The sequence below is a fragment of the Armatimonadota bacterium genome (assembly GCA_036504095.1).
In the GTDB taxonomy this organism is placed as follows: Bacteria; Armatimonadota; DTGP01; order JAKQQT01; family JAKQQT01; genus DASXUL01.
The window spans coordinates 34,820-47,442 of record DASXVS010000049.1; the positions used below are offsets into that span (position 1 = coordinate 34,820).

Below are 12,623 nucleotides of genomic sequence, written 5' to 3' on the forward strand. Positions count from 1 at the left end.
GGTGGCGCGGACGAATGCGCGGCGGCCGGAATTGAAGGTTTCAAATTCGGACTGAAACAAATGAGCAAGATGACGCGTCAAAAGGGTTTGGTGCTCGGAGTGACAGGAGCGGCCGGCAGCGGGAAATCCACCGTAACGCAGATGCTGTCCTCATTGGGGGCGCAGACGATCGACGCGGATGCGCTCGTCCGCTGGGCGTACAATGATAGCGCCTTCCGGGGCAGGGTTGTTGCCCGTTTCGGGGACGGTATACTGGATTGCCGGGGCGGGGTAGACCGTGGGAAGCTGGCCGATATCGTGTTCCAGAATCCCGAAGCGCTGGCGGATCTTGAGGGGCTGGTACACCCGGCCGTTCTGGACCAGATGGCGGAGTCCATCGAGATGTACCGCGCGGAACCGGAGCGCGCGCCCGTGCTGGCCGTGGAGGTACCGCTGTTGTTTGAAGCCGGCGCGGACACAATGGTGGATCGGGTATTGACCGTGACCGTTGGCCCGGAGACCCGGGCGCGCCGGCTAGCCGAGCGCGGTTGGGACGCCGAACGCATCGCGGCGGTTGACAGGAGTCAGATGCCGCTTTCCGAGAAGGCGGCGCGCGCAGATTACGTTGTTGAAACGGATGGCACGCTTGAGGACACCGCGGCGCGCGTGGAAGCCCTCTGGCGTCGCATGGTTGAATAAATGGCGTCTCATTTGTATGTCGTTTCGCGCACGCCGCCGTCATGGAGGGCATGCTTCTTGCCTTGGTATCGGGCGACTGATATAATCTGTACTGTGCCTCCTGACGTGTCATGCCAGCATCAGCCCCGCGCCCTTCACAGTGCGCGCCGGGAGCCGCCATTTCCTCAAAACAATCCTCGCCGAGCGGAGTCTGTCCGCTCGTCGGGCCGCATAGCAGACTTTTCCCACACGTCGGCCGTTTTCACATTGAGGGGGAGATAAGGGACATGTTTTTACGAATCGCCGCAAAGGGTACGGCTGTCTGGTTGGGCCTGGTAACGGCCGTTCTTCCGGTGTCAGCCGGCGGCGCCAGGATGACCGTGCTCAGGACCATGCGCCCGGCGCCGGTCGCCGTGGCCGCACGCAAGCCGGCGCCCAAGCCGAAGAAGCCCGCAATGCGCGGCCCGAACTACCTTGGGATCAGGGCTTTGCCCGTCTTCCCGTTGCGCGTTGCCGCGCCGGGCGAGAGGACAGCGTCGGCTTCGCAGGCGCGCGCCAGGTCCTCGCAAAAGACTCACGGCGGAACGCCGGACATCGACACCAATACCACCAACGGATCGTATAACAGTGTTGAGCCAAAGTTCCTCTCCAGCGGAGGCGTCGCGTATACGGCGAACGGCCCGAACGGCAGTGACAACTACCCGCCGCCCGCTCCCGACATCACCAAGGACCCCAATGCCGATCCGCCCCTTGGTATCCAGATGCCCCCCTTCCTGGTTGGGGCAAACGACTACCACATCAGGTACCGGACGCCTGCCGGGACGGTCCTCGTGCGGGTCGCGGTGGGTGACAACGAGGTTGGGGAACAGTTCGAGCCGACTGCCAACAAAACAAACACACTGGGCTTCACGGCGTTTCTGGGTATCCACCACGACATCTATAAGCCCAATGTGACTGTCACGCTTGCGGACGGTACCCAGGTGACCCTGGATTACCATGGATTTCCTGTTCGGACGATCTGTCTGAGTGACGACGCCCTGGCGACATCCCTGACCGGCGACAATGGCACCATTTCCAAAATCCTGCAGCCCGACCTTTACGGCGTTGGCCAGGTTCCGATCACGGGGACAGACGGAACGGTTACGAATAAGTACATGCCGTTGTTCACGCCGGACGCCACCCCGATCTTCTACCCGAATAACAGCCGTTACGTGTTCTTTGTGAGCCTGCGCGGTTACGACCCGAAGAACCCCGCCACGCAGGTCACCAGCCTCTGGATGTGGGACACCGCCAAAGCCATTACCGACGCCGGCTACGTTCAGAAGATTTATTCGTCCCCGACCGGCAAGTCCGTGCTATACCCGCGGTTTTCCGTTGACGGCACTTACCTGACATGGACGGAAGCGGACATCAAATATCCGATGGACGAGAAAACCGGCGCCATCCAGGATCCGGTGTTCGACATTGATGTGTCTCGCTCGATACTGCAGACGCCGTTTGCCTCGCGCGTGTTCCTCGGTAAGATCGCCGTTAGGAACCCCCCTGCCGACAACAAGCCCGCTTCCGCTTCGATCGGCGGCGCCACCCAATTGACGTTGTACGTTGACGAGAAGAATGACGCGCCGCGCGACATGATGTCGTTCTTCAACGGCCTGAACCAGGTGGGTTTCTCCTCCGATCGGCTTGACAAGGATGGCGACGGCCTCGCCGACGGTGTTGAAACCGATCCGACGAAGGCGCTGTTCGACATTTACGTCTATCCGTTCCCGTACGATCCGAACTGCTCCGATGAAAGCGTTCCGGACTCGATGGCACATCGCCAGACACTGGGCGACAAGATGGTCCCCACGATCCCCACTGACCCGACGAGCCCGCTGATTCACTTCGACGATTCGAACGAGCTCTACGGGGACGCGGCGCCGGTCAACTACGGGTCCGACTTGCTGAGCCTGATGACACCGAACATCATGTACCAGGCGGACGACCGCATTCCGACCATACCGCCTCCGACGACCGTCGATCCGAATGACCTCGGGTGGGACATCTGGACGACCAATCGTGCCGGCGCCATCACGTCGCAGGGTGACATCCTTAACGGCCTGCCGGTTGTGACGCCTGATCAGGACCTTCCGGCCGTTCAGCAGAGCGACCTCGTGCTGACGCATCGCAAGGGCTTCCCAAGCGATTACGTCAACATCACCGTCAACGTCAACCCGAAATACTACCACTTTGACGATACGACCAAGGCTCCCACAACCGAGGTGTACGCCCTCGTCAAGGACCCCGACAACCGGATCTACCGCAGCGTGGAGAGCGAAGTTGCTCCGAGCGTGACCTTCACGGCGGACCAGGAAGTCGACGCGTTTCCGGTGAAATTCTGCAAGCCGGACTTCGACGCCTATACGGCCGCCTGGGGCGGTAAAGCAGGCGCTCCGCAGATTGGCGCGCTCATCAAGCTGAAGGCGGTCAATGACACGCCGAATCCGTTGTTCCCCGTGGCCTATACCGGCAAGTGGTACACTCCGGCCGAAGTTTCCGACTTCATGATTGATATCATCGTGAAGGTGCCGCCGATTCCGGCCACACAGACCACCCCGGCGATTCCAGCGCATAGCTATATCACGGATAACATCGGCGGATTCTCTACCGCGCCCTTCATCCCGACCAGCCGAGTCCTGGTTGTCAGCGACTTCGCCGCGGGCCAGAAGTCGATGGACGATACCACAGGCGGTTCAGCCGCTCGTTACGGTACGAACGGTGTCCGGACCGAGAGCTATTTCCTGGACCATCCCGGCCCAAGCGTCACCTCCGACGGTATCCCGATTTTCTCCCAGAAGTATGGCGGCGATCCCTGGGCTGTCTTCGGGCCCCGCCGCGAATGGCAGACCGAGCCGACTCTCACGGAGGACCCGATTTCCCATCGCCTCGTCGCGGGGAACGACGGGCTCCTGAATGCGGGCGATCCGCTCTTCGTTGATTCCGCCGGGCACACGGAATACGATCTGTGGCGCACGCAGTGCCGCGAGCCGATTACGCTCGATGACGTAAAGGAATCGACCGGCAGAACCGTCTCCCGCGGCGTATTGCACAACTACCTCCCGTATACCCACTCCCAGCCGGGCTACCCGATTCCTTCCGTCCTGAGAACGCAGCGTGTCGCGGATCGGTGCGTCGTCTGGGTCTCCCCGCACACGGGCAACCTGAACGGCAACGCCGGACAAAACTCCGCGGAGGTCGGCACCATTGCCAATCTCTCCACGCAGGGCGAACTGGTGAATTACATGAACCGCGGCGGGCGTTTGATGCTTGCCGGCGCGGACGTGGCGTACGTGCTGTCCGGGGACAACCCCAATTCGTCCAACGCCTTGCTGGCGCGGATGAAGGTGGCGTTCCAGAGCGACGCGGACGTTGACGAGGTCTCTCCGTTCCAGTTCCATCGCACAAACGCAGTGAACGCCAAAGACGGCAGTATGTTCGGGCTGAACCCCATACCGTACGTGATGGTTGAAGCCCCTCTCGCCCCGCACTGGCCGGGCGGCGAGCCCACCAATCTTCCGCTGCACAGCCCTCGCGGGAACCCGGATCACGAAAGCCGCGCGGACGGTTCGCTGTCCAACTACCATCAGGACGGAATCACCGGCGTGGACATCGGCACGGTCGGCGGCGCGGAGCCCGTTTACTACTACGCCACATCGGACGTCGGCGACAAGACGCTTCTGTGCGCCGTTCAAACTCATATTCCGGTTACCTCGGACAACGCGAGCGCGTCCAAGACGTTCTTCATGTCCTTCAACCCGGACGCGATTTCACGAGGCTATGCCGCCCCGACCGGGACGCCTCCGTACGTCATCAGCCCCAACAACCCGGCAACGATGTTCCACAACGTCGTTGACTACTTCTGCACCGGCGGGTTCCTGGGGAACGTGTTCATCACCACGAACGTCTCGAGCCTGAAGAACGTCCTCGTGTACGCGGTCGATGACTACAACGCTGAAGCCGCCGGCAACATCCGCGGCACTGCGCTGACGGACGACACGGGCTTCTTCACGATGGATGGCCTGGAGCCGAGCATCTACCGGATGTACGCTTACAAGGTCGGCTTTGCGATAGGGTCTCACGAAGTCCGCGACGCCGTTGACACCATGCGGAGCGGTTATACCCGGGACAACATCACTCTGGTGCCTACCCAGCCGGGCTCCCTCGCCGGTACCGTTTACCAGAAGGGCACGTCCCCGCGCCTCGTGCTGGCGGGTGTGCCGGTGACCCTCACGGACATCACGGGCGCCGCGAACATGATGGCTATCACGGACGCCAACGGGCAGTTCGCGTTCATTAACATCCCGACCGGTTTCTACACCATCACCACGCCATACGGGCAATGGAAAGCCGGAGTATATTACGCCGCATACACGAATCCGGTTGGCTCATTGACCATCACCACGGGCGTGAACAAGACGTTCGACATCGCCCTGACGACCACGACGCCGATCACTATCTCCGGAAACGTGACGGATGCCGACACGGGCAATCCAGTCAGCGGCGTTACTGTAACGGTGACTGACGCGACCGGAGCCAATACCGCGACCGCCGTGTCCGACACAGCCGGTTACTACGCCTTTGGCGACCTGCCGAATGGCGCGTACACTGTGACGACGCCCGAAGGCCAGTACACCATGGTCATCAGCGCTACGAAGAGCGAGCAGCACTACTACGCAGCGACTTCGAACGCAGGCAAACCGCTGGCCGTAACGCAGTTCGGCAACGTCTCGTTCCCGATCGTGCTGACGCGGACTGCTCCGAAACCGGCGACGATCGTGGTCTCCGTGAAGGACGCGTTCACGCTGCCGGCCAAACCGGCGCAAGGCGCGGTCATCACCGTCATTGACGTAGCGACAGGCGCTCCCGCCGTCCCGCTTGACAGCGGGCTGAACCCGATCACGACGACCGTGACGGGCGATCCGACGGACGGCACCGGCACGTTCAAGGTCAACTCCGGCACGTACACGATCACCGTGACGTACCAGAGCCTGGCGCCGCAGAGCAAGACGATCATCGCCGCCCCGGATGACCCGGCTGACCCGACCAAGGTCAATCAGGTGAACTTCGAATTCGGCGTTATCCATACCTTCACTGCCGGCAGTGTGCTGATGGCTTCCCTGCCGTACGACTACAGCGGGACCACCTCGGTTCCGATCACGTTCAGCAAAGTGCTGACGCTGACCAACGCTCAGCTGGCGAACGCCGTGGTCGGCTACAACGCCGGCACGCAGGCCTTCGTGTTCTACCCGAACAACCCCGCCGATACAGCCCGCCTGGGCCGCGGCTACGGGTTCAAGCTGCCGGCTGACGGCAAGGTGGTGGACCAGGGTACGTCAATGTCCGGCACAACGGGAATCATCAGAACCGACATCGGTTGGAACCTGATTGGCGACCCGTGGCCGGGGACAGTGGTCTGGAACGGCACGGGAACGGACTCCGTTCGGGTGACGCTGCGCGACGATGCGACTCAGACCAAGATGACCATCGACGACGCGAAGACGAAGGGCTACATCCTCAGCGACCTGTGGGGTGGCTCCAGCGTAGACGCGAACGGCAACTCCGTGTACTCAGGAACATACCAGGTGGCCTCGCCAACTATGTCTCTGGTGCCGTGGCGTGGTTACTGGGTGAAGGTTGCCCAGCCGCTGCTCTTCTACGTACCCAAACCCGCCGTCCCGGCCGGAGCGAACATCAAGGCTGTTGCCGAGATTGAAGCGATGAAGGGCGCGCTGATGCCCGCGGCCGATAAGTGGGGCATGAACATCACCGCTTCCGCGGACGGCATGACCGATAACGGCCTGGCGCTGGGCATCAGCAGCCGTGCCACCGCCGGAATCGATCCAGGCCTTGACCTGGCGAAGCCGCTTCCGATGAGCGGCGGCAAATACCTGTACACCGCCTTCCCGATGGGGTCCGCCGGAGCCTACGCTACCGACGTCCGCAGTCCGGGAGCGCTGAATATCTGGACGATCAACGTCAGCACCTCGTTGAACGCGCGGATGGTTACCCTTACGTGGACGCCGGTGGGCAGTTTGCCTGCCGGATACACGGCCTGGCTGGTGGACTCTGCAACAGGCCAACGAACCAACATGAGCGCGGTGAATCAGTACGCGTTCCGATCCGCCCGCGACGGTGGTGTCCGCACATTCCGTGTGGAAACGCGCCGTGCCGGCGTTTCTAGATAACAAATGGGGAGAGCAGGCAGCAGCCTGTAGACGGTAGGCGTCAGGCGGCCCTCGGCAGAACCGAGGCGCCGGCCTGACGATACCGGCTAACGACTACTGCCCGCCGAATGCTCCACAATTTCAGGAGGAACAGAGACTGTGAATAGGTTTCTTCGCCGCGCCGCGCTGCTGACAGCCGCCATTGCGCTCGCGGTTACCGCCATCGGCACCGCCATGGCGCAGGTTGGCAAACCGCTTACCGTGGCTGTGCTCACGTTTACAAACTCCAGCGGAGTGGGGGGAGCGTTGTTAGGCAACAGCGCATCCGCCGCCGCGGAAACTCAATTCATCGGCTCCCCAAAGTATGACGTCGTGAAGAAGGACACGGTCGTTAAGACCATGTCCGACCTTTCACTCACGTATCCGTTGGGCCGAGTCGGCATACAACAACTTGCTACCGCGCTGGAAGCGGATGCCGTCATCACGGGCGACGTGGCGAAGGTTGTCAAGGACCCGAAGACCGGGCAGGTGAGACTGACGCTTCGCGTGGAGATGACGGATCGTTCATCCGGTGAACTGGTGAACGGCGCCATCGTGACAGGCGAGAGCGGCGTTCGGCCGGGCTTGACGGGGTCCGAGGACGCGCTTCTCGACGAAGCGTTGAACAAGGCCGCATTTGCGGCGGTTCGCTCGATGAACGAGCGCATCCTGCCGGAAGGCACAGTTTACGCGACGTCCAGCCGTGAAGGCCAGATTGAAGCGCTTCTGAATATCGGCAGCAACAGCGGCGTTCGCCAGGGGATGGAATTCATCATCCTGCGCAATCGCGAGCAGGTTGGCCGGCTACAAATCACCTCCGTTTCACCGACGGACTCGACGGCGGCCGTTATCGCCACCACGCGCGGCGTGCAGCCGGAAGACAAGGTCCGCGCGGTATTCCGTTTGGAGAACATCCCCGTTGACCTCGGCGGCACCGGCGCGTCCAAAGCGACGATTCGCCGCCCGAAATTGAGCCTCGGCAACCTGGCCATCGGCGCGGGTATGCTGTTGGGGTTGACGAAGCTTGCCCACGGCAGTTTCAGCCAGGGTAGATCCGTGCGGAACGCCACCGCTGTCGCCACGGGCCCGTTCAATGGCGCTCCATTCCCGAACGATCTACCGGACGTGCCGGTCGTTCATATCAAGTGGAGCCCGCCGAGTGGTGTCCTTCAGTCGGACATCATTGGGTACTCCGTTCGCCGCCTGGACCGCCCCGATGGCAACCCCGTCGACATCGTAAACGCGGGACAGACGAGCGTCTATGATACAGGCCGTGCCCGCGACATCCAGGCCCTGACGCCGTTCGTTGAATCCAAAGTTGACGGACTGGACGCCGGCGCGCCGACGCGCTACCTGATCAGCTGTGCTTATAACTTTACGAGCACAACCGGCACCGGCACAGGCACCGGTACGGGCACCGGCACAGGCACGACCACGACGACCGTGAAATACGCGACAGACGTTATCACGGGCGCCGCGACGGGCCTGATCCCGCCGCCTACGGTCTCCGGCTCGCTTTCACTCGACCCCGCGGCGATGGGCGCCAGGGTGTTCACGTTCCAGCAGGTGCCGGGCGGCGACAGATACGTTGTCCAGATCGCGAACAATCCCCAGTTCACCGGCGCCGAGACGTATCCGAAGGGTGGCGAGGGTTTGGCGCTCGCGCCGACGCCATCCCTTCTGTTGATGTGGTACGGCGCGATGGACACGTCTACGCCCCCTGTCTGCGTTCCCGGATTGGATACAACCTGTGTGAACGGAATCAACACCGATCCCCGGACCAATACCACCCTCAAGCCGATCTACTGCCCCGATGCGTCGATGACGCTGAACCTGCTGACCAGCCAGTTCGACTTCACGACAGGTACGTACTACTGGCGCGTTGGCACGCGGAACACCCGCGACGATAACGTGCCGGAGAACGGCGGCTGGGTGTGGGGCGCGATGAGCCCGCTCGTTTACGAAGGCTCGACGCCGACGATGAAGTCCGTTGCCGGGCGCCACCCGGGCGCCGGTCCGGTTCGCCCGCGCCAGCCAGGCGCCGGAACCACTTCGACGGAGCTGCCCACCGCGCCATTGGGGCGCTCGGGCCGCGGTCGATAGGATAGAGACGGGGGAGGGGTCTTCCCTCCCCCTGCTTTGTGGAGAAACCCGTATGATTAGAGTTCCGATATCGACGCTGGTTCGATCACTGGGGGTGGCGGCATTATGCGCGGCGGTGATTGCCCCCGTGTTCGCCGCAAACCAAACCCTGCTGGTGTTTCCAGTGGATAAGCCGGAAGCCGTGGACCAAGGCGTTGCGGATGCCGTGCTGTCCGGCTTGCGGTCGCGCGTAGCCGGCCCCGTGAAGTACGACGCGATGGCGTTCTCCCCAACTTCGGCGCTTGCGAAGATGGCCGTAACCGGCGGAACGCTTACCGCGGCGCAGGTGGCCGGCCCGTATACGCCGGAGACAGCTTCCGCGATCGCGCGAGCCGTTGGCGCGGACATGGCCCTGGTAGCCAGCGTTGAGGACGCTTCTGTGGATACCGCAGCCAACAAGGCCACGGTGACCATTTCGGCGCAGCTGCTGGGCGCGTTGGACGGCAAGGCCGTCAAGACGGCCGGAGCTTCCGGCGAAGCCGTGAACGCATCTTCGCCGCAACTGAGCCTGCTGCGACAGGCAGCGGACGCGGCGGCTGGCAAGGCCGCGGCGCAATTGTTCGGCGCCTCCGCTAATGCTCCGGGACCCGTTGTACGGCCTCAACCTGGCAAGACCCCCGGCGCAACGTCCGAGGGCGCGGTTCCCACACCGCCGGCAGCCAAGAAGTCGAAGAAGGGCGGCAAGACCGGCCTTCTCATCGGCGGGCTTATCCTGGTCGGCGTAATCATCGCCAGCAGCCACGGCAGCAGTGGCGGCGGCACGAATACGGGCGGCGGCGGACCGCCACCGTTCCCGTTCTAAAACAGCCCCCGGGATGATGTGGAAATGGGGAAACGAGGGGATAGGATTCCGTCGTTTCCCCATTTCCGCATTGGCATGGTGCCCCAACTCCGTTTCGTCGCGCATCCCCGACGTGCTATCCTGAACCCGATATGCCATTACACATAACCAACTCCCTCACACGGACGAAGCAGTTGTTCGAGCCGATCGAGCCCGGGTTCGTCCGAATGTATGTCTGCGGGCCGACCGTTTATGACAGCCCGCACCTCGGACATGCGAAGTCGTACATCGGTTTCGATGTCATCGTCCGCTACCTCAGGCACGCGGGCTACAACGTACGGTACGTGCAGAACATCACCGACGTAGGGCACCTGACAAACGAGGCTGACGATTCGGGCGAAGACAAGATCGAGCGCCGTGCCCGGTCTGAACGTCTCGAGCCTATGCAGATCGTGGAGACCTATACGCGCGAGTTCTTCAGCGCCATGGACCGGCTGAACGTCCTCCGGCCGGATATCAGCCCGCGCGCGAGCGGCCACGTCCCGGAGATCATCGGCCTCTGCGAGATTCTGATCGAGCGTGGGTGGGCGTATGAGTCGGACGGCAACGTGTACTTCGACGTTGCCAAATGGGCGGCGGCCGGGCACTACGGCAAACTGAGCGGGCGTGACCTGGAAGACCAGGAAAGCAACACCCGCGGCACCGTTGCGGAAGGGAAGCGCCACCCGTCCGACTTCGCGCTCTGGAAGAAGGGCACGCCCGAACACATCATGCGCTGGCCGAGTCCGTGGGGCGACGGCTATCCGGGCTGGCACGTGGAGTGCAGCGCGATGAGCATGAAATACCTCGGCGAGACCATCGATATCCACGGCGGCGGCGTTGAAAACATGTTCCCGCACCACGAGGACGAAATCGCTCAAAGCGAGGCCGCAACAGGGCATCCCTTCGTTCATTACTGGGTGCATAACGGCTCTCTGAAGATTGACGGCGTCAAGATGAGCAAGAGCCTGGGGAACTTTATCACCGTGACCCAGGCGTTGGAGAAGTGGCCGGCGGAAGTGCTTCGCCTGTTCTTCCTGAGCAGCCACTACCGCAGCATGACGGACTTCAGTGACGAAGCCATCGAGGCCGCGCGCAAAGGGTACGACCGGCTGACGACCGCCCTCGCGCACGCGACGCGGCTGGCCGGCGACGCGGAACCGGCCCCGAGCGCGGTTTCGGAGGCAGCCTGGGAGCGCTTCCGGACCGCGATGGACGATGACTTCAACACACCCGTGGCGGTCTCCGTACTGTTCGAGCTGGCCTCTGAGATTAACAAGACGGCGCCGGGGGACAATCGCGGGCTGGCGGCCCTCCGCGCCGCGCTCCTGCAGATCGGCGCGGTGCTGGGCCTGACGTTTGAGACAGTGTCCGCCGTCGGCGACGCCGGCATCGAGCGTCTGATGGCCCTGATTCTCGATATGCGGCAGAAGGCGCGCGCGGAGAAGGACTGGGGCGCGGCGGACCAGATCCGCGATGCCCTGAAGGAAGCGGGCATTGTTGTGGAGGATGGCCCGGACGGATCGATCTGGCGCAGGAGTTAGGCACTCCGTGGCGGAGCGACAGGTGTGCGGCGCCATCCTTCAACACGCATCCCCTGCTATAATGGGAATAGAACATTAGCACTCAGAGGGGTAGAATGCCAACTTACGAATATCAGTGCGTCGCCTGCAACGACAGGTTTGAACGCTTTCAGAGGATGTCCGATCCTGCGGTAACGAATTGTCCCAAATGTGACGGGGCGGTTCGAAAAGTGATGCACGCGCCCGCTATCGCCTTCAAAGGGCCCGGCTTTTACGTGAACGACTACAAGAAGCCGAACCCCGCGTCAACGCCTCAGGTTGAATCAGCGGGGACTCCCACTCCTAAGTCCGGCGAGGCTTCCACGCCCGTTGAAGCTCCGAAAGCGGCCGTTCCGGCCACCGCTTCGGCTTGAGACGGGACCAATTGTGCCTCTACGGCACGTTTGCAGAACACAAAGAAAAATGCCAATATACGAGTACGAATGCACGGAATGCCGCGACCGCTTCGAGCGCCGGCAGCACATGACCGATCCGCCGGTCAGCGAATGTCCGGTGTGCGGCGGAGGTGTGCGGAAGGTGCTGCAGTCGTTTGCGGTATCGGTGAAAGCCGGGGGCAGGCCGGCGTCATCTCCGTGCGCGGACGGCGGTTGCCCATTCGCAGGGCAATGCGGCGTCAACTGAATAGCGCGGGGCTCCGGGAAATGGCGGACGCTCGGCGCGTAGTCGGTGTACGAACTGGGTTTCGGTGGCGGATATCTGTTAGAAGGTAATCTTTCAAGGAGAGTATCATGTTCAAGGAATTCAAGGAATTCATCGCGAAGGGCAACGTTCTGGACCTGGCGGTCGCCGTGCTGATTGGCGCCGCGTTCGGCAAGATCATCACTTCGTTCACCAGCGACATCCTGACCCCCATCATTGGCGCTTTCGGCAAGGCAGATTTCAGTGCACTCGCCATTCAGGTTGGCGCCGCGCAGATCAAGTACGGAATGTTCATCAACGCGGTGATTGACTTCCTCATCGTCGCGTGGGTCCTCTTCATGATCGTGAAGGCGGCGAACAAGATGAAGAAGCCGACTGAAGGCCCAACCCCGCCCGAGACAAAAGATTGCCCGTTCTGTCTGTCGACAATCCCCGCGGCGGCCACACGCTGCTCCGCGTGCACGTCGCAACTGTAATCCGAAGCACACAAAGGGGCGAGGCTCAAACGGGATCCCGTTTGAGCCTCGCCCCTTTGTGTGC

Annotated in this window: 7 protein-coding genes; all 7 read left to right on the plus strand. The window is 62.3% G+C overall.

The window, feature by feature from the left end; translation table 11 throughout:
- Positions 1-60: 60 nt before the first annotated feature.
- The 7 genes from coaE (at position 61) to mscL (ending at position 12,559) form a co-directional block, all read left to right on the plus strand.
- On the plus strand, positions 61-678 hold the full coding sequence (gene coaE, locus VGM51_12585; GenBank protein HEY3413871.1) for a dephospho-CoA kinase: 618 nt from the start codon (positions 61-63) through the stop codon (positions 676-678).
- A 266-nt stretch (positions 679-944) separates the two neighbouring features.
- Entirely contained in the window at positions 945-6,881 is a 5,937-nt protein-coding gene (locus VGM51_12590; GenBank protein HEY3413872.1) for a carboxypeptidase-like regulatory domain-containing protein, read from the plus strand.
- Between the two features lie 138 nt (positions 6,882-7,019).
- Positions 7,020-9,002, plus strand: coding sequence for a hypothetical protein (locus VGM51_12595; protein HEY3413873.1), 1,983 nt, complete (start codon positions 7,020-7,022; stop codon positions 9,000-9,002).
- A 52-nt stretch (positions 9,003-9,054) separates the two neighbouring features.
- Positions 9,055-9,843 carry a hypothetical protein gene (locus tag VGM51_12600; protein HEY3413874.1) on the plus strand — a complete coding sequence of 263 codons (789 nt, stop codon included), beginning with the start codon at positions 9,055-9,057 and terminating at the stop codon, positions 9,841-9,843.
- A 131-nt stretch (positions 9,844-9,974) separates the two neighbouring features.
- Entirely contained in the window at positions 9,975-11,405 is a 1,431-nt protein-coding gene (cysS, locus tag VGM51_12605; protein HEY3413875.1) for a cysteine--tRNA ligase, read from the plus strand.
- 95 nt (positions 11,406-11,500) lie between these two features.
- On the plus strand, positions 11,501-11,797 hold the full coding sequence (locus tag VGM51_12610) for an FmdB family zinc ribbon protein (protein HEY3413876.1): 297 nt from the start codon (positions 11,501-11,503) through the stop codon (positions 11,795-11,797).
- 375 nt (positions 11,798-12,172) lie between these two features.
- Positions 12,173-12,559 (plus strand): large conductance mechanosensitive channel protein MscL, encoded by a 387-nt coding sequence (gene mscL, locus VGM51_12615; protein ID HEY3413877.1) that lies wholly within the window; start codon positions 12,173-12,175, stop codon positions 12,557-12,559.
- Positions 12,560-12,623: the final 64 nt, after the last annotated feature.